Source organism: Streptomyces sp. NPDC049627, from assembly GCF_044465645.1.
Lineage (GTDB): Bacteria > Actinomycetota > Actinomycetes > Streptomycetales > Streptomycetaceae > Streptomyces.
This window is the reverse complement of the sequence record NZ_JBITLW010000009.1, coordinates 57,734-76,013: the sequence shown is the minus strand read 5'-3', so window position 1 is coordinate 76,013 and position 18,280 is coordinate 57,734. Positions and strand designations below refer to the sequence as shown.

The following is an 18,280-nucleotide window of genomic DNA, read 5'->3' as shown; positions in this document are numbered from 1 at the left end:
TCCGCATACGACGCGCTCGACAAGGAGGCTGCCATGTCCGCGTCCGTTTCCCCGTCCGTACCGCGTGTCGGCGTATGGCTGATCGGAGCGCGCGGCTCCGTCGCCACGACGGCCGTCGCCGGATGCGCCGCCGTGACCGCCGGCCTGCACCCGCCGACGGGCATGGTCACCGAGACGCCGGTCCTCGCCGCATCCGGCCTGCCCGCCTTGTCCTCCCTCGTCTTCGGCGGCCACGACACAGTGGACTGTCCGCTGCCCAAACGCGCGGAGGCGCTGGCCGCGGGTGGCGTGCTGCCCCCGGGACTTCCCGCCGCCGTACACGCCGAACTGACCGCCGCCGACCAGGAGATCAGGCCCGGCGGCCCGCTCGCCGGGGACACACGGAGCGAGACGGAACTGATCGCGGCCTTCGCGGCAGACATACGGGACTTCGTACGCCGGCACGGGCTCGCCCGGGCGGTGGTGGTGAACGTGGCTTCCACGGAGCCGGCCCCCACCGGCGATGCGCTGCCCCCGAGCTCCCTCTACGCGGCGGCCGCCCTGCACGCGGGCTGCCCGTACGTGAACTTCACCCCCTCGGCCGGGCTGCACCACCCCGCACTGACGGCCCTCGCGACAGCAAGCGGCCTGCCCTACGCGGGCCGCGACGGCAAGACGGGACAGACACTGCTCCGCTCGGTCCTGGGCCCGATGTTCACCCAACGAGCGCTGACGGTCCGCGCCTGGTCCGGCACGAATCTGCTCGGCGGCGGCGACGGCGCCTCCCTGGCCGATCCGGCCGCCGCGGCGGCGAAGAACGCCGGCAAGGAGAGGGCGCTGGCGGACGTGCTCGGCGAGGTGCCCGAAGGCGAGGTCCACATCGACGACGTCCCCGCGCTCGGCGACTGGAAGACCGCCTGGGACCACATCGCCTTCGACGGCTTCCTCGGCACCCGCATGATCCTCCAGACCATCTGGCAGGGCTGCGACTCGTCCCTCGCGGCACCGCTGATCCTCGACCTCGCGCGCCTGACGGCACGCGCCCATGAAGCAGGCCTGTCCGGACCGCTCGGCGAACTGGGCTTCTACTTCAAGGACCCGGTGGGGCACGGGCCGGCAGCGCTGGGGGAGCAGTACGCGGCACTGACGGAATTCGCCGAACGCCTGGCAGCCGCACGCCCGGAAGAAACCGCGCGGTGCGCCGATGCCGACGAGGAGCGGCAGTGAACCGGCACCGGAAGCAAGACCCATCGCCGACGATCGCCACGACCTCGGTGCCGCGGGATCCTGCACGCGCCCGGGCATCGCAGCGCGATGTTGCACTCGCCGCCCGGGCACAGAACCGTGATGCCGCACGCGCCTGGGCCGAACTCCTCCGCCTCCCCGCCCTGTTCACCGTCCCCGGTGACGCCCTGGCCGGCGCCGCCGCGACCGCCGCACACCCCAACTCCCGCACCCTGCTCGCCATCGGTTCCTCCCTCTGCCTGTACGAGGCCGGCATGGCCCTCAACGACTGGGCGGACCTCGAGGAGGACGCCACGGAGCGCCCCCATCGCCCTCTCCCGTCCGGCCGCGTCCGCCCCGCCGCCGCCCTCACCGCGGCCTGCGCCCTGACCTGCGCGGGCCTGGCCCTCGCGGCCCGCGCCGGCCGCCCCGCCCTCACGGTGGCCGCGCCTCTCGCGGCCACCGTCTGGGCCTATGACCTCGCCCTGAAGCACACCCCGGCCGGCCCCGCAGCCATGGCCACGGCCCGCGCCCTGGATCTCCTCCTCGGTGCCGCGGCCACCACCGGCCACACCCGCGAGGCGCTCCCGTCCGCCGCCCTGCTCGGCACCCACACCCTCGCGGTCACCACGGTGTCCCGCCAGGAGACCCGGGGCGGTTCACCCCTGCCACCCCTGGCGGCCTTGGCCACCACGGTCGTGCTCGGCCGCCTGCTGGCGTCAGCTTCCGCCGGGCGTGGGCTGAAGAGGCCCGCCTGGGTGCGCCCGTCCGTAGTCTCCGTCCCGTCGGCTTTCGCGGCCGCCCACGCCGCGCCTGCCGTCGGCCGCGACGTGCCGCAAAGCCCAAGCGCGCGCCCGACTCCCGCCCCTGCGACCGCAGTTGCTCGGAGCTGGTCGAAGAGGCCCGCCTGGGTGCGCCCGACCGCAAGCACCGTGCGCTCAGCCCTCGCTGCTGCCTACGCCGCGACCGCTGCCCGCCCCTACTTCCATGCCGCCCTCAATCCGTCACCTCCCCTCACCCAACGCGCGGTCGCCGGCGGCATCCGCGCCACGATCCCCCTCCAAGCCGCGCTCACCGCCCGGTCCGGGGCGGGTCTCACCGCCCTGTTCGTCGCGGGACTCGCCCCGCTCGGCCGGCGGTTCGGACGGAAGGTGAGCGTCACATGAGGCGCGCGACGACCGTCCCGAGCCGGTCCACCGAGGTTCCGGGGCCGGCGTCGGGGGCGGGTCCGGGGGCCGGCGGCGGCGCGCACGCCACCAGTGCCGAGCACGCCACCGCCACCTCCCAAGCGCCGGCTGTCGCCCCCCTCCGCTTCGGCTACGGCACGAACGGCCTCGCCGACCTCCGCCTCGACGACGCCCTGGCCCTGCTCGCCGACCTCGGCTACGACGGTGTGGGTCTGACGCTCGACCACATGCACCTCGACCCGCTCGCCCCGGACCTCGCCGTCCGCACCCGCCGCCTCGCACAGCGGCTGGACGCGCTCGGTCTGGACGTCACCGTGGAGACGGGCGCCCGCTATGTGCTCGACCCGCGGCGCAAGCACGGCCCCTCCCTCCTGGACCCCGACCCCGACGACCGCGCCCGCCGCGTCGACCTGCTCATCCGCGCCGTCCGGGTCGCCGCAGACCTCGGCGCCCACGCCGTCCACTGCTTCAGCGGAACCACACCGCCGGGAACGGACCCGGACATCGCCTGGCACCGCTTGGGCGACGCCCTCACTCCGGTCCTGGAGGCTGCCACCACGGCCGGTGTCCCCCTCGCCGTCGAACCCGAACCCGGCCACCTCCTCGCCACCCTCGCCGACTTCCACCGGCTCCGCCACGCACTCGGCGACCCGCACGCCCTCGGCCTGACCCTCGACATCGGGCACTGTCAGTGCCTCGAACCCCTTCCTCCGGCCGACTGCGTACGCGCCGCCGCTCCCTGGCTGCGCCACGTCCAGATCGAGGACATGCGCCGCGGCATCCATGAACACCTCCCTTTCGGCGACGGCGAGATCGACTTCCCACCCGTCCTCGCCGCCCTCTCCGCCACCGGCTACCAGGGCCTGACCGTCGTCGAACTGCCCCGCCACTCCCACGCGGGCCCTCACTTCGCCGAACTCTCCCTCCCGTTCCTCCGCCGCGCCGCGGCCGCAGCAGCGACGGCGACCCGCTCACCCGTCCTCGTCCCACCTCATGGCGATCCCTCCGCCACCCCTGAAGGGAGCACCTCATGACACAGCCCCGCACCAGCCCGGCCACCCCGGGCGCGGACACCGGGCGGACGGAAACCGGGGGTACGACCCTTGCCCACACCCCGCCCACCGAGCTGCGCGGCCACCTCACCGCCCACCTCGGCGGCACGGCCCGCGCCTGGCTCCACCAGGCTCTCGACGAGGCCGCCGACCACCCCGGCACCCACGGACCCATCTCCGTCTGGGAGCTGCGCATCGCCGAGGCCGGGCGCCGCTGTGGCCCCGAGCATGCCGACGCCGCCCGCGTCCTCATCCTGCACGCGGCCCGCGCCGACGCGGACGCCCTCACCCGGGTCTACTCCCAGGGCACCGCCGCCGAACGCCGCGCCGTCCTGCAGGCCCTGCCCCACCTCGTGGCCGGCCCGGAAGCCCTTCCTCTCGTCGAGGACGCCCTGCGCACCAACGACACCCGGCTCCTCGCCGCCGCCGTCGGCCCCTACGCCGCCCGGCACCTCGACCCCCACCAGTGGCGGCACGCCGTGCTGAAGTGCCTGTTCACCGGTGTCCCCGTCGGCACGGTGGCCGACCTGGACCGCCGCGCCCACCGCGACGCCGAACTCGCCCGCATGCTCGGCGACTACGCCGCCGAACGCACCGCCGCGGGCCGCCCTGTGCCCGAAGACCTGCACCGCGTCCTGACCCTGACCGACCCCACGGCCACCCCACCCGCGCCCGCCGCCGAGTGCGGCATCCGCGGCACCGACGGCAAGGAGTCCTGATGCGCCTCTTCGACCCCCACATCCACATGACGTCGCGCACCACCGACGACTACGAGGCCATGCACGCCGTCGGCGTCCGCGCCGTCGTCGAGCCCTCCTTCTGGCTAGGCCAGCCCCGCACCTCTCCCGCCTCCTTCCTCGACTACTTCGACTCCCTCCTCGGCTGGGAACCCTTCCGTGCCGCCCAGTACGGCATCGCCCACCACTGCACGCTCGCCCTCAATCCCAAGGAGGCGAACGACCCGCGCTGTGTCCCCGTCCTCGACCAACTGCCCCGGTATCTGGTCAAGGACCAGGTCGTCGCCGTCGGGGAGATCGGCTACGACTCGATGACCCCCGCCGAGGACACCGCCCTCGCCGCCCAGCTCCAGCTCGCCGCCGACCACGAACTGCCCGCGCTCGTCCACACCCCGCACCGCGACAAGCTGGCGGGCCTGCGCCGCACCCTCGACGTCGTCCGGGAGTCCGCACTGCCGCCGCAGCGCGTCCTGGTCGACCACCTCAACGAGACGACGGTCAAGGAGGCCAAGGACAGCGGCTGCTGGCTCGGCTTCTCCGTCTATCCCGACACCAAGATGGACGAGGAGCGGATGGTCGCGATCCTCCGCGAGTACGGGCCCGACCAGGTGCTGGTGAACTCCGCCGCCGACTGGGGCAGAAGCGATCCCCTCAAGACGCGCAAGGTGGCCGACCTGATGCTGGCCGAAGGCTTCGACGAGGACGACGTCGACCGCGTGCTGTGGCGCAACCCCGTCGCCTTCTACGGGCTCAGCGGCCGTCTCACCCTCGACGTCGCGGCCCCCGAGGCGACCCACGAGGGCAACTCCATCCTGCGCGGCGCCCCGAAGGACGACGAGGGACCGGCCGGCCCACCGAGAGAGTCGGACGAGGCGACCACCGCCCCGGCTCCGGGGGCGTGAGCCATGCGCTTCCGCCACCCGGACGGCTCCACCGTGCATCTCGCCTACTGCACCAATGTCCACCCGGCAGAGACCCTCGACGGTGTCCTCGCCCAACTCCGTGACCACTGCGAACCCGTCCGCCGGCGCCTCGGCCGTGACCGCCTCGGCATCGGCCTGTGGCTCGCCAGGGATGCCGCCCACGCCCTCGTCTCCGATCCGTCCGCCCTGCGCGGCCTGCGCACCGAACTCGACCGGCGCGGTCTGGAGGTCGTCACCCTCAACGGCTTCCCGTATGAGGGCTTCGGTGCCGAAGAGGTCAAGTACCGCGTCTACAGGCCGGACTGGGCCGACCCCGAACGCCTCGACCACACCACCGCCCTGGCCCGCGTCCTCGCCGGCCTCCTCCCCGACGACGTCGCCCGAGGCAGCATCTCCACCCTGCCCCTCGCCTGGCGCACCGCCTACGACGACGGCCGCGCCGAGACCGCCCGCACCGCCCTGCTCACCCTCGCCGAACGCCTCGACGCCCTGCAGGAGCTGACCGGCCGAGACATCCGCATCGGCCTCGAACCCGAACCCGGCTGCACCGTCGAGACCACCGCCGACGCCATCGCCCCGCTCACCGCGATCGGCCACGACCGCATCGGCATCTGTGTCGACACCTGTCACCTCGCCACCTCCTTCGAAGATCCGCACACCGCCCTGGACGCGCTCACCGCAGCCGGCGTCCCCCTTGCCAAGTCCCAGCTCTCAGCCGCCCTGCACGCCGAACACCCCCACCTTCCCGAGGTCCGCGAGGCCCTCGCCGCCTTCGACGAACCCCGCTTCCTGCACCAGACCCGCACCTCCATCGCCGCCGGCCTGCGCGGCACCGACGACCTGGGGGAGGCCCTCAAGGGCGACACCCTGCCCGACGCCTCTCCGTGGCGCGCCCACTTCCATGTCCCGCTCCATGCGGCGCCCGCCGCGCCCCTCACCTCCACACTTCCTGTGCTCAAGGCCGCACTGACCCGCCTCGTCGGCGGCCCGCACCCGCTCACCCACCACCTCGAGGTCGAGACGTACACCTGGCAGGCCCTCCCGGCCGAACTGCGCCCCCGCGCCCGCAGCCAGCTGGCCGACGGAATCGCCGCCGAACTCACCCTCGCCCGCGACCTGTTGACGGAACTCGGCCTGAAGGAGCTGCCATGACCGAACTACCGGACCCGGCAGGCGGGGCCGGCCGCCCGGCGCCCCGACCGGAGGCCTCCGCGGACGCCGCCACCGCGGATACCGCCGTCACGCGCAGTCCCACCCCTCTCCTCGTCCTCGACGTCGTCGGCCTCACCCCCCGTCTTCTCGACCACATGCCCCACCTCAGAACACTCGCCCGGTCCGGCTCCCACGCACCGCTCGGCACCGTCCTGCCCGCCGTCACCTGCGCCGCCCAGTCCACCTTCCTCACCGGCACCCACCCGTCGGAGCACGGCATCGTCGGCAACGGCTGGTACTTCCGCGACCTCGGCGACGTACTGCTGTGGCGCCAGCACAACGGCCTGGTCGCCGGCGACAAACTCTGGGACGCCGCCCGCCGCGCCCACCCCGGCTACACCGTCGCCAATGTCTGCTGGTGGTACGCCATGGGCGCCGACACCGACATCACCGTCACCCCCCGTCCGATCTACTACTCCGACGGCCGGAAGGAACCCGACTGCTACACCCGGCCGCCCGCCCTGCACGACGAACTCACCGGGAAACTCGGTACCTTCCCGCTCTTCCACTTCTGGGGGCCCGGTGCGGACCTCGTCTCCAGCCGCTGGATCATCGACGCGACCCGCCACATCATCCGCACCCGGCACCCCGACCTGACCCTCTGCTACCTCCCTCACCTCGACTACGACCTGCAGCGCTTCGGCCCCGACGACCCACGCTCCCGGAAGGCGGCCGCCGACCTGGACGCCGCCCTGGCCCCGCTGCTGGGCGACGCCCGGGCCGAGGGCCGTACCGTCGTCGCGCTCTCCGAATACGGCATCACCCGCGTCAACCGGCCCGTCGACATCAACCGCGCCCTGCGGCGGGCAGGCCTGCTCGAGGTGCACACCCAGGACGGCATGGAGTACCTCGACCCGATGGCGTCACGTGCCTTCGCTGTCGCCGACCACCAGATCGCCCACGTCTACGTACGCCGACCGGAAGATCTCGATGCGACCCGGGCCGCCCTCGACGGGCTGCCCGGCATCGAGCAACTCCTCGACGACGAGGGCAAGAAGGCCCAACACCTCGACCATCCGCGCTCGGGCGAGCTCGTCGCCGTCGCGGAGCCGGACGCCTGGTTCACGTACTACTACTGGCTCGACGACGCCCGCGCACCCGACTTCGCACGCCTGGTCGAGATCCACCGCAAACCCGGCTACGACCCGGTCGAACTCTTCATGGATCCCCTCGACCCCTACGTCAAGGTCAAGGCGGCGACCGCGCTCGCCCGCAAGAAACTCGGCATGCGTTACCGCATGGCGGTCGTGCCCCTGGATCCGTCACCTATTCGCGGCAGCCACGGCCGCCTTCCCACGAGCGACGACGAAGGTCCGCTCCTCATCTGCTCCACCCCCCGCGCTGTCGGCGACCGCGTCGCGGCCACCGACGTGAAGTCACTACTGCTCCAACTCGCCGGTCTCACCTGACCGGCCACGACCGGCAAGCACCGGCTCGCCGGCCCCACCGACCCGTCTCTTCCGACTGGTCACAAGTGAAGCACTCACCACTGACAACGGCCTCCGACCTCGAGGAGTTCCAGGCATGAGCCGCTTTTCCCAGCCCGACCCCGAACTCACCCACCGCCTCACCAGACGAGGCATGCTCGGCGTGGCCGCGGGCGCCACCGCCGCCGCGCTGCTGGGCACCGCCGCGTCCCCCGCGGCGGCCGCCCCCGGCACCGCGTCCACCACCGGCACGGCCTCCGGTGCCGCCGGCCGCGGCCGTCCCGTCCTGCCGCCCGGCCGGCTCGGCATCCAGCTCTACAGCCTGCGCGACAAGGTCTCCACGCTCGGCTTCGCCCCCGTCTTCGCCGAACTGGAGAAGTACGGCTACGACGAAGTCGAGTTCGCCGGATACACACAGGGTTCGGCCGGTCCGATCACCCTCGCCCAGCTCAAGCGGCTGGCCCGCAACCACGGTCTGAACCCGATCGGCAGCCACGTCGGCTACTACTCCGACGACCCCAATGCCTACACCTTCGCCCAGAACCTCACCAAGGTCCTCGACGACGCCGAGGCCCTCGGCCTCAAGCACATAGGAACCGCCTCCGGGCCGTTCCGCTACGGCTCCACCGTCGACGCCTGGAAGCGGGCCGCCGAGGAGTTCAACACCTACGGGGCGGCCGCGAAGGCGCGCGGCATGAAGTTCTACCAGCACAACCACTCCGAGGAGTTCTCCTTCGCCACCGACAACCCCAGGGTCCGCCTCTACGACGTGCTGCTCGCCGAGACCGACCCCGACCTCGTCTACCTGGAGATGGACATCTTCTGGGCGTACTCGGGCCAGTTCCGCTTCTCGAAGCGGCCCGACGGCACCCCCGCCCCCTTCGAGCCGCTGGACTACGTACTGAAGCAGCCGCACCGCTACCCGCTCTTCCATGTCAAGGACGGCGTCAGCGACCCGGCCAACACCTACGGCTACCGCATGGTCGACGTCGGGGACGGCGACATCGACTACCAGCGGTTCATCTCCGCCGTGACAAGGCTGCGCGGGCAGCGATTGGCGCACCACTGGCAGGCGGAACACGACAACCCGACGGAGTCCTTCACCTTCGCGCGCCGCTCGAGCGAGCACCTGCACTCGCTGCGGGAGAAGTGCTGACGGCCTGACGACATGAGGAGGCCCTCCCCGCAGCGGGGAGGGCCTCCTCATGTTCGCGAGCGTCAGCCCGCGGGCTGCGCCGCCGCCCTCCGCCCCGGCTGCCGCAGCAGCAACGCGATCGCCGCGGCCACCATCGACACGCCGCCGGCCAGCGCGTACGCGCCGTCGTAGCCCCAGGCCGCGACCACCATGGAGCCCAGGCCGCCGCCGAACAGGCCGCTGATCAGCTTTCCGCTGTAGACCAGTCCGTAGTTGGTGGCGTTGTAGTTCTCGCCGAAGTAGTCCGGGGTGAGCGCGGCGAACAGCGGGTAGAACGCGCCGCCGCCGAAACCGGAGAGGAAGGCGAAGAACAGGAACAGCCATTCGCTCCTGACATCGCCCGCCCAGATCACGCCGAACTGGGCGAGCCCCAGGACGACGATCACGAACACCAGCGTCGACTTGCGGCCCCACCGGTCGGACAGCCAGCCCACGACACCGCGGCCGATGCCGTTGATGACCGCCATCACACCCATCGAGGACGCCGCCACCAGCGGACCGAAGCCCACTTCCTTGGCGTAGTCGACCTGGAAGGAGATGCCGAAGATCGACACCCCGGCCGTCAGCACCACGGACAGCCACATCAGCGGCAGCATGCCCGTCCTGATGGCCTCGCGGGGCGTGAACTGCTTCACGGCGGGAGGGTTCCTGACCAGGCTCGTCGCGTTCTTGCGGTCGCCCGCGTACGTCAGCGGATCGATGTCCGCGGGCCACCAGTTCTTCGGCGGGTCCTTGAAGTAGAACGCGCATCCGAAGACGACGATCACGATGTAGCAGCCGATCAGGTCCAGCACCCGGTGGTAGTTGGCGGTGTCGAACCCGTAGTTGAAGATGAAGATGAACGGCAGCGACCCGTACGCGAACCCGCCGTTGACGAACCCCGTCCGGGCACCGCGCCGCTCGGGGAACCACTTGCCGACCATGTTGATGCAGGTCGCGTAGACCAGGCCGGCGCCGAGGCCGCCGACGACGCCGAAGCCCACGATCGCCAGCCAGACGTTGCTCAGGTGCGACAGGGCGAGGAAACCCAAGAGGCACATTCCCGAGCCGGCGTACATGGCCCTTCGGGCGGTCAGGATGCCCTTCTCCCGCAGCCAGCCCGCCGGGAAGGCGATGCCGGCCTGGAAGAAGACCCAGACGCTGAGGATCCAGAAGGTGTTGCTCTGCGTCCAGCCGTGCGCGTGGGACAGGGTGTCCTCAGCTGAGCCGTACGCGTATTCGAAGACGCTGATGGCCATCATGGCGATCCACGGCAGATACACCATGAGCTTGCGGGAGTGGCCGAGGATGTCGCGGTCGGTCTCGCCGATGCGGTAGACGCGGCCTCGCGCGTCGGTCACTTCGCGGTAGGGACGGTGTGCGGCGTCGGAGGGTGCGGACGGGCTGCTGGCTGCGTACGGATCTGCCGTCATGTCAGGCCATGTCCTCGCCGAGCGGTTGGGGGTTGGCAACGATGCGGCGCCCTTCCTTGTCGCGTCCCGGCGGGCTGAGGAACAGTGCCACGCAGCCGGCGAACAGCGAGATGGAACCGGCCAGGATGAAGGCACCGGAGTGTCCCCAGGCGCTGACGACCACGGCACCCATGCCGGCACCCAGACCGGAGACGAGCTTGGCGCTGTAGACCATGCCGTAGTTGGACGCGTTGTTGTTCTCGCCGAAGTAGTCGGCGGTGAGCGCCGCGAACATCGGGAAGATGGCGCCGCCCCCGAAGCCGGAGATCGCGGAGAAGATCAGGAACAGCGTGAGGTTCTTGCTCTCGGCCGACCAGAGGATGCCGTACTGCGCGAGGCCCAGGATGACGCAGACGGCGAGCAGACACCGCTTGCGGCCGTAGAGGTCCGAGAGCCAGCCGATGACGCCGCGGCCGGTGCCGTTGACGACCGCCTTCAGGGACATGGCCGTCGCCACGATCCCGCCCGCGAACCCGGCTTCCTCGCCGATGTCCACCTGGAAGGCGATGCCGAAGATGTTCACGCCGGACGTGCACGCCAGACAGAACCACATCAGTGCCACCCGGCCGGTCTTCCACGCCTCCGAGGGGGAGTACTGACGGACCGCCGGCGGGTTCATCCGCAGCGAGCGGGCCGCGCGCGGGTCGTTCGGCGGGTTGAGCGGGTCGACCGCGGCGGGCCACCAGTTCTTCGGCGGGTCCTTGAAGAAGTAGCCGGAGAACGCCACGAGCCCGGCCAGGAACACGCCCACCGAGACCAGCACCCAGCGGAAGTTGGTCAGGTCCATGTAGCCGTTGAAGAGGAAGACGAAGGGCACCGAGCCGTAGGCGAAACCACCGTTGACGAAGCCGGTCTTGCCGCCCTTGCGCTCCGGATACCACTTGCCCACCATGTTGACGCAGGTGGCGTACACCATGCCCGCGCCCATGCCGCTGAACATGCTGAAGCCGATGTAGGCGAAGACGACGTGCGGCGCGAAGGCCAGCGACAGATAGCCCAGCAATGTGCCCGTCGCGCCGAGCATCATCGCCCAGCGGGCCGGCAGCTTTCCGCTCTCACGCAGTTTGCCCGCGGGGAAGGCCACCGCGGCCTGGAAGAAGACCCACACGGTCATCATCCAGAAGATGTGCATGCTGTTCCAATGGTGCGCCGTGTGCAACGTGTCCTCGGCGGACGCGAACGCGTACTCGGCGGAGGAGATGCCCATCATGCCTATCCAGGGCAGGATCACCATCCACTTGCGCTTGCGCCCCATGATGTCGATGTCGGACTCGCCGATGCGATAGACGCGTCCGTTCTTGTCGGTCACCTCGCGATAGCCGGCGGCCCGTGGAACGTCGGTGGTTGTCACGTTGGTTGCACCCCTTGCGTCGAAAGTTCTGGCCAGCGCCCCCTGTCCAATGCCTTTCGTGCGCGCGCGGGTCCCGGGGCCGGCCGACGCGCACCGTCGGCCGGCCCCCCGCTGCCTCACCTCATGAACCGCCCCCCAACACACCTGCCGCCCGCGCCCACCGGTATTTGGCGCCCAGCACGGCCACCGGCTTCTCGGTCGTGTACGGGTACGCCACGACCCCCCGCTCGTAGAGGTACTGGCAGGCCTCCTCGACCTCGACGTCACCCGCGAGCGACGCGACAACGGGCTTCTCGATGCCGCGCTCCCGGAACTCGGCCACCACGCGCGCGGTGAGCTCCGCGAAGACCATCGGGGGAGTGACGATCGTGTGCCAGTAGCCCAGGACCAGCGCGTGGATGCGCGGATCCTCCAGGCCGAGCCGGATCGTCGCCTCGTACGTCGACGGCGGCTCGCCACCTGTGATGTCCACCGGGTTGCCGGCCGCCCCGAAGGGCGGGATGAACTTCCGGAAGGCCTCGTCGAGGTCCGGTGGGATCTCCATCAGGGACAGACCGTTGTCGGTCACCGCGTCCGAGAGCAGTACGCCGCTGCCGCCGGCCCCGGTGATGATCACGACGTTGTCGCCCTGGGGAGCGGGAAGCACCGGCAACGCGCGCGCGTACTCCAGCATTTCGTTCAGCCCGGGCGCCCGGATGACTCCGGCCTGCTTGAGGATGTCGTCGTACACGGCGTCGTCGCCGGCGAGCGCACCCGTGTGCGAACCGGCGGCCTTGGCGCCCGCCGCGGTGCGGCCCGCCTTCAGCACTACCACAGGCTTCTTCGGTACGGTCGCCCGCGCGGCCTCGACGAAGGCGCGCCCGTCCTTGAGGTCCTCCAGGTGCATCGCGATGCACTCGGTGTTCGGGTCCTCGCCGAACCAGGTCAGCAGATCGTCCTCGTCCAGGTCCGACTTGTTGCCGAGGCCGACGATCGCCGACACACCCGTCTTCGTGGTCCGCGCGAAGCCCAGGATGGCCATCCCGATGCCGCCGGACTGCGAGGTCAGCGCCACCCCGCCCTTGACGTCGTACGGTGTGCAGAACGTGGCGCACAGGTCCTGCCACGTCGAGTAGTAGCCGTAGATGTTGGGCCCGAGCAGCCGGATGCCGTGCCGCTCGGCGATTGCCACGATCTCCTCCTGGAGTTCGTGCTCACCGGTCTCCGCGAACCCGGAGGGAATCAGCACGGCGTTCGGGATCTTCTTGCGTCCCACCTCCTCCAGGGCCGAGGCCACGAATTTGGCGGGGATAGCGAAGACCGCCACATCCACCTCACCGGGAACGTCCGTGACACTCTTGTACGCCTTGCGGCCCTGAATGTCATCGGCCTTGGGGTTCACCGGATGGATGTCCCCGGCGAAACCGCCGTCGATGAGGTTGCGCATCACCGAGTTGCCGATTTTGCCCGGCTCGTTGGAGGCCCCGATGACGGCGACCGACGACGGCTGCATCAACCGGCGCATGGAGGTGAGGATCTCGTCACGCGTGTAGCGGCGGCGCGGCTTCACAGGTGCCTCGGAGAGGATCACCCGGATGTCGGCCGCGACAGCCCCCTCCGCCGTCGCGATCACCGGATTGAGGTCCACCTCGGCGATCTCCGGGAAGTCCGCGACCAGTTGGGACACCCGGCGGATCTGCTCGGCGACCGCCCACCGGTCCACGGCCGCCTGCCCGCGCACCCCGCGCAGGATCTCCGCCGCCCGGATCGAGTCCAGCATGGACAGCGCCTCGTCGGCGTCCACGGGGGCGAGCCGGAAGGTGACGTCCTTGAGGACCTCGACGAGCACCCCGCCGAGTCCGAAGGCGACGACCTTCCCGAACGTGGGGTCGGTGACCGCTCCGACGATGACTTCCTGTCCCTGCGGCAGCAGCTCCTGGACCTGGACGCCCTCGATACGGGCATCCGCGTTGTACGCGCGCGCGTTGTCGATGATGGTGTGGAACGCGGCCCGTACGTCCGCCGCGCCCTCGACGCCGACGATCACCCCTCCGGCATCGGTCTTGTGCAGGATGTCCGGCGAGACGATCTTCATCACGACGGGCCCGCCGAAGCGTGCCGCGTACGCCACCGCCTCGTCGACGTCCGTCGCCAGCTCCTCGCCCGGCACGGCGATCCCGTACGCGTCGGCGATCACCTTGCCCTCGGGCGCGGTCAGTGCGGTACGTCCCTCGGCCCGCACGGTGTCGAGGAGCGACCGCACCCTCAGCACCCGGTCTTCGGCCATCACGTCAGATCACTCCGTTCGACTTGAGCAGGCGCAGCTCCTCGTCGCCGAGGCCGAGCTCACCGATGTAGACCTCTTCGTTGTGCTCGCCGAGCAGCGGTGAACTGGTCACCTCGACGGGGGAGTCGGACAGCTTCAGCGGGCTGCCCACGGTCACGAACTCGCCCCGCTGGGGGTGCGGCACGGTGACGACCATCTCGTTGGCGACCAGCGACGAGTCCTCGATGATCTCCTTGGTGGACAGAATCGGTCCGCACGGGATGTTGTGCGCGTTGAGCTTCTCCAGCACCTCCCACTTGGGCAGGGTCGAGGACCACTCCTCGATCAGCTGGAACATCTTGTTGAGCTTGGGCAGCCGGGCTCCGGGAGTCGCCCACTCGGGATCGTCCGCCAGCTCCGGCCGGCCGATGAGCCTGCTGATCGGCTGCCAGCCGACGGGCTGCACGATGACGTACACGTAGTCGTTCGGGCCGCCCGGCGCGCACTTGACCGCCCAGCCGGGCTGACCGCCGCCGGACGCGTTTCCCGAGCGGGGAACTTCGGTGCCGAAGTCGTCGTTGGGATATTCAGCGAGCGGCCCGTGTGCCAGGCGTTGCTGGTCCCTCAGCTTCACCCGGCACAGGTTGAGTACAGCGTGCTGCATGGCCACGTTGACCCGCTGCCCACGCCCGGTGTTCTCGCGCTGGAACAGCGCCGCGAGAATCCCCGCCACGGCGTGCACACCCGTACCCGAGTCCCCGATCTGGGCCCCCGTCGCCAGCGGCGGCCCGTCCTCGAAGCCGGTGGTCGACATCGACCCGCCCATGGCCTGAGCGACGACCTCGTACGCCTTGAAATTGGTGTACGGGCCCTCGCCGAACCCCTTGATGGAGGCATAGACGATACGCGGATTGATCTCCTGGATGCGGTCCCAGGTGAAGCCCATGCGGTCGACCGCGCCCGGTCCGAAGTTCTCGACCATGACGTCGGAGCGCCGGATCAGCTCGGTGAGGATCTCCTTGCCGCGCTCGGTCTTGGTGTTGAGGGTGATGCTCCGCTTGTTGCAGTTGAGCATCGTGAAGTAGAGGGAGTCGACGTCCGGGAGGTCACGCAGCTGCGCCCGCGTGATGTCACCGGTCGGCGCCTCCAGCTTGACGACGTCCGCGCCGAGCCAGGCGAGCAGCTGGGTCGCGGAGGGCCCGGACTGGACGTGGGTCATGTCCAGGACGCGGATGCCTTCGAGAGCCTTGGCCGGCCGCGGGTCGGCGGGCTGCGAGGTCGAGATGGTCTCGGTGGTCACCAGGTCACCTCACTTGTACATGGTCTGGTTCATGGTTCCGGGGGCGTACGCGTCGGGGTCGACCCAGACGTTGATCAGCGACGGCTTCCCGGACTCGCGGGCGCGCCTGAGCGCGGGGCCGATGTCGGCGGGGTCGCGGACCTCCTCGCCGTAACCGCCCAGCATCTGCGCGAACTTGTCGTAGTGGACGTCGCCGAGCGTGTTGCCGACCCGCTCGCGCGCCAGGCCGTACTTCTGGGCCTGGCCGTAGCGGATCTGGTTCATGGAGGAGTTGTTGCCGACGATGCCGACGAAGGGGAGGTTGTAGCGGACGAGAGTCTCGAAGTCCCAGCCGGTGAGGGAGAACGCGCCGTCGCCGAAGAGCGCGACGACCTCCTTGTCGGGCCGCGCCTGCTTGGCCGCGAGCACGAAGGGGACGCCGACGCCGAGCGTGCCGAGGGGACCCGGGTCCATCCAGTGCCCGGGCGACTTGGGCTGCACGACCTGCCCGGAGAAGGTGACGATGTCGCCGCCGTCGCCGATGTAGATCGAGTCCTCGGTGAGGAAGTCGTTGATCTCGCTGACCAGCCGGTACGGGTGGATCGGTGAGGCGTCCGACCTAAGGCTCGGCAGCCGCTTCTCGATGGCGGTCTGCTCGGCGGCGCGCAGCTCGTCGAGCCACTCCTTGCGCTTGGACGCACCGCCGTTGACGGGGCCCGAGGCGGCCTCGGTCACCGACTTCAGCACCAGCCCGGCGTCCCCGACGATGCCGAGGTCGATGTCGCGGTTCTTGCCGACGGTGCGGTAGTCGAGGTCGATCTGCACGACGGTCGCGTCCGGCGACAGCCGCTTGCCGTAGCCCATGCGGAAGTCGAAGGGCGTGCCGACGATGACGATGACGTCGGCGTTGGAGAAGGCGTACCGCCGGGAGAGCTGGAAGTGGTGCGGGTCGCCGGGTGGGAGGGTGCCGCGTCCCGCGCCGTTCATGTAGGCGGGGACGTTCAGGGTGCGGACGAGTTCGATGGCCGCCTCGGTGCCGCGTGTCGTCCACACCTGGCTGCCGAGCAGGATGGCCGGCTTCTCGGCGTGGACCAGCAGGTCGGCGAGCTTCTCGATCGCCTCGGGGTCGCCGGCCGAGCGGGTGGAGGCACGGTAGGCGCCGGTCTTCGGCACGCGGGCCTTGGCCACCGGCACCTTGGCGTCGAGGACGTCGCGCGGGATCTCCAGGAAGGAGGGCCCGGGTGCGCCGTGGTAGCACTCGCGGAACGCCATCGACACCATGTCCGCCGCGCGCGCCGTGTCCGGCACGGCCGCCGCGAACTTGGTGATCGGCGTCATCATGTCGACGTGTGGCAGGTCCTGCAGGGACCCCATCTTGTGCTGGGTGAGGGCGCCCTGACCGCCGATGAGCAACATCGGGGACTCGGCGCGGAAGGCGTTGGCGACCCCGGTGACGGCGTCGGTGGTGCCGGGGCCGGCGGTGACGACCGCGCAGCCGGGCTTGCCGGTGATGCGGGCGTAACCGTCGGCGGCGTGCGCGGCGACCTGCTCGTGGCGGACGTCGACGACCTCGATGCCCTCGTCGACGCAGCCGTCGTAGATGTCGATGATGTGGCCGCCGCACAACGTGTAGATGCGGTCGACCCCCTCGGCCTTCAGCGCCTTGGCTACGAGATGACCACCGGAAATCACGTCCTGGGTGTCGTCGGGCATGGCGAAGTCCTGTCCCTTCGTAGGGGGTTGGGAACGCACTCAGCGGTATGCCGCCGACCGTCCGCAGTACATTGCATACAGTCGACGAATACTGTATGAAGCTTGTTATCCCGCATCCGGTGGGTGGTGTCCAGGGGGCGTGCGGCACTTTTAAGACAGGAGCCGGAATGGACCTGTACGAACACCAGGCAAGGGAACTCTTCGAGGAGCACGGCATCTTGGTGCCGCGGGCCGAGGTGACGGACTCACCCAAGGAAGCCCGCGAGATCGCACGCCGGCTCGGCGGCCGTGTAGTCGTCAAGGCGCAGGTGAAGACCGGCGGCCGCGGCAAGGCGGGCGGGGTGAAGCTCGCCGCCGACCCGGCAGCCGCGGAGCTCACCGCACGCCAGATCCTCGGCATGGACATCAAGGGCCACACGGTCGGCAAGGTGATGCTGGCCCAACCCGTGGACATCGAGACCGAGTTCTACGTCTCCTATGTCCTCGACCGCGCGGCCGGCCGCTTCCTCGCGATCGCTTCCGCGGAGGGCGGCATGGAGATCGAGGAGGTCGCCGCCAGTCGCCCCGAGGCCGTGGCGCGCGTCCACGTCGACCCCGCCGAGGGCGTCACCTCAGCGAAGGCGGGCGAGATCGCCGAGGCGGGCGGACTACCGCCGCAGACCGTCGACGTCCTCGTACGGCTCTGGGAGGTACTGGTCCGTGAGGACGCCCTCCTCGTCGAGGTCAATCCGCTGGTGCGCACCGGGCAGGGGCAGATCCTCGCCCTCGACGGCAAGGTGACCCTCGACGACAACGCCCGCTTCCGGCAGGCGCGTTGGGGTGCCGACGACGTCGAACACGACGACGCACTGGAAGCGGCGGCCGCCGCCAAGGGCCTCAACTACGTCAAGCTCGACGGCGAGGTCGGCATCATCGGCAACGGAGCCGGCCTCGTCATGTCCACCCTCGACGTCGTCGCGGGGTGCGGCGCCCGCCCCGCCAACTTCCTCGACATCGGCGGCGGCGCATCGGCCCAGATCATGGCCGACGGCCTGTCCGTCATCCTCTCCGACCCCGCCGTGAAGTCGGTCTTCGTCAATGTCTTCGGCGGGATCACCGCCTGCGACGCGGTCGCCGACGGCATCGTGCGGGCCCTGGACTCCGTCCAGTTGACCAAGCCGCTCGTCGTGCGCCTCGACGGCAACAACGCCGCCCGCGGCCGCGCCATCCTCGACGACCGCGCACACCCTCTGGTCCAGCAGGCCACCACCATGGACGGCGCCGCACTCCGGGCCGCCCGACTCGCCGCCGCCACAGCCTGAGGAG

The 18,280-nt window shown here is 70.5% G+C and carries 14 protein-coding genes; 9 read left to right on the top strand and 5 right to left on the bottom strand.

Going from position 1 to position 18,280, the window contains the following annotated elements:
• Nucleotides 1-33: 33 nt before the first annotated feature.
• From ACIBU0_RS24645 to ACIBU0_RS24610, 8 genes are all read left to right on the top strand, one after another.
• Complete coding sequence (locus ACIBU0_RS24645; RefSeq protein ID WP_398821847.1) at nt 34-1,206, top strand: inositol-3-phosphate synthase; 1,173 nt, start codon at nt 34-36, stop codon at nt 1,204-1,206.
• A complete protein-coding gene (locus ACIBU0_RS24640; protein ID WP_398821846.1) occupies nt 1,203-2,369 on the top strand; it encodes an SCO3242 family prenyltransferase in 1,167 nt (388 codons plus the stop codon). The genes ACIBU0_RS24645 and ACIBU0_RS24640 overlap by 4 nt, the downstream gene beginning before the upstream one ends.
• A complete protein-coding gene (locus ACIBU0_RS24635) occupies nt 2,366-3,424 on the top strand; it encodes a sugar phosphate isomerase/epimerase family protein (protein WP_398821844.1) in 1,059 nt (352 codons plus the stop codon). The genes ACIBU0_RS24640 and ACIBU0_RS24635 overlap by 4 nt, the downstream gene beginning before the upstream one ends.
• Nucleotides 3,421-4,161 carry an EboA domain-containing protein gene (locus ACIBU0_RS24630; RefSeq protein ID WP_398821842.1) on the top strand — a complete coding sequence of 247 codons (741 nt, stop codon included), beginning with the start codon at nt 3,421-3,423 and terminating at the stop codon, nt 4,159-4,161. Before ACIBU0_RS24635 ends, ACIBU0_RS24630 begins: the two co-directional genes overlap by 4 nt.
• The gene (locus tag ACIBU0_RS24625) at nt 4,161-5,081 is read left to right on the top strand and encodes a TatD family hydrolase (RefSeq protein WP_398821840.1); all 921 of its coding nucleotides are present in this window, start codon (nt 4,161-4,163) and stop codon (nt 5,079-5,081) included. Before ACIBU0_RS24630 ends, ACIBU0_RS24625 begins: the two co-directional genes overlap by 1 nt.
• Nucleotides 5,082-5,084: 3 nt before the next feature.
• On the top strand, nt 5,085-6,254 hold the full coding sequence (gene eboE, locus ACIBU0_RS24620; protein WP_398821838.1) for a metabolite traffic protein EboE: 1,170 nt from the start codon (nt 5,085-5,087) through the stop codon (nt 6,252-6,254).
• Nucleotides 6,251-7,723 carry a nucleotide pyrophosphatase/phosphodiesterase family protein gene (locus ACIBU0_RS24615; protein ID WP_398821836.1) on the top strand — a complete coding sequence of 491 codons (1,473 nt, stop codon included), beginning with the start codon at nt 6,251-6,253 and terminating at the stop codon, nt 7,721-7,723. The genes eboE and ACIBU0_RS24615 overlap by 4 nt, the downstream gene beginning before the upstream one ends.
• 115 nt (nt 7,724-7,838) lie before the next feature.
• A complete protein-coding gene (locus ACIBU0_RS24610) occupies nt 7,839-8,897 on the top strand; it encodes a sugar phosphate isomerase/epimerase family protein (protein WP_398821834.1) in 1,059 nt (352 codons plus the stop codon).
• A gap of 62 nt (nt 8,898-8,959) precedes the next feature.
• On the opposite strand, the gene ACIBU0_RS24605 is transcribed toward ACIBU0_RS24610, so the two are convergent.
• From ACIBU0_RS24605 to ACIBU0_RS24585, 5 genes are all read right to left on the bottom strand, one after another.
• The gene (locus tag ACIBU0_RS24605; RefSeq protein WP_398821832.1) at nt 8,960-10,348 is read right to left on the bottom strand and encodes an OFA family MFS transporter; all 1,389 of its coding nucleotides are present in this window, start codon (nt 10,346-10,348) and stop codon (nt 8,960-8,962) included.
• Between the two features lies 1 nt (nt 10,349).
• On the bottom strand, nt 10,350-11,738 hold the full coding sequence (locus ACIBU0_RS24600; protein WP_398821830.1) for an OFA family MFS transporter: 1,389 nt from the start codon (nt 11,736-11,738) through the stop codon (nt 10,350-10,352).
• 121 nt (nt 11,739-11,859) lie between these two features.
• The gene (locus ACIBU0_RS24595) at nt 11,860-14,004 is read right to left on the bottom strand and encodes an acetate--CoA ligase family protein (protein WP_398822756.1); all 2,145 of its coding nucleotides are present in this window, start codon (nt 14,002-14,004) and stop codon (nt 11,860-11,862) included.
• A gap of 4 nt (nt 14,005-14,008) precedes the next feature.
• Complete coding sequence (frc, locus tag ACIBU0_RS24590) at nt 14,009-15,283, bottom strand: formyl-CoA transferase (protein WP_398821828.1); 1,275 nt, start codon at nt 15,281-15,283, stop codon at nt 14,009-14,011.
• Between the two features lie 9 nt (nt 15,284-15,292).
• Nucleotides 15,293-16,975, bottom strand: coding sequence for a thiamine pyrophosphate-binding protein (locus ACIBU0_RS24585; protein ID WP_398821826.1), 1,683 nt, complete (start codon nt 16,973-16,975; stop codon nt 15,293-15,295).
• Between the two features lie 167 nt (nt 16,976-17,142).
• On the opposite strand from ACIBU0_RS24585, the gene sucC reads away from it, so the two are divergent.
• Entirely contained in the window at nt 17,143-18,276 is a 1,134-nt protein-coding gene (gene sucC, locus ACIBU0_RS24580; protein WP_398821824.1) for an ADP-forming succinate--CoA ligase subunit beta, read from the top strand.
• Nucleotides 18,277-18,280: the final 4 nt, after the last annotated feature.

Coding starts and splice junctions, on each gene's coding strand:
- ACIBU0_RS24635 (WP_398821844.1), top strand. CDS start 2,366: ATGAGGCGCGCGACGACCGTCCCGAGCCGGTCCACCGAGGTTCCGGGG.
- ACIBU0_RS24605 (WP_398821832.1), bottom strand. CDS start 10,348: ATGACGGCAGATCCGTACGCAGCCAGCAGCCCGTCCGCACCCTCCGAC.
- ACIBU0_RS24585 (WP_398821826.1), bottom strand. CDS start 16,975: ATGCCCGACGACACCCAGGACGTGATTTCCGGTGGTCATCTCGTAGCC.
- ACIBU0_RS24615 (WP_398821836.1), top strand. CDS start 6,251: ATGACCGAACTACCGGACCCGGCAGGCGGGGCCGGCCGCCCGGCGCCC.
- ACIBU0_RS24610 (WP_398821834.1), top strand. CDS start 7,839: ATGAGCCGCTTTTCCCAGCCCGACCCCGAACTCACCCACCGCCTCACC.
- sucC (WP_398821824.1), top strand. CDS start 17,143: ATGGACCTGTACGAACACCAGGCAAGGGAACTCTTCGAGGAGCACGGC.
- ACIBU0_RS24630 (WP_398821842.1), top strand. CDS start 3,421: ATGACACAGCCCCGCACCAGCCCGGCCACCCCGGGCGCGGACACCGGG.
- ACIBU0_RS24595 (WP_398822756.1), bottom strand. CDS start 14,004: ATGGCCGAAGACCGGGTGCTGAGGGTGCGGTCGCTCCTCGACACCGTG.
- eboE (WP_398821838.1), top strand. CDS start 5,085: ATGCGCTTCCGCCACCCGGACGGCTCCACCGTGCATCTCGCCTACTGC.
- ACIBU0_RS24625 (WP_398821840.1), top strand. CDS start 4,161: ATGCGCCTCTTCGACCCCCACATCCACATGACGTCGCGCACCACCGAC.
- ACIBU0_RS24645 (WP_398821847.1), top strand. CDS start 34: ATGTCCGCGTCCGTTTCCCCGTCCGTACCGCGTGTCGGCGTATGGCTG.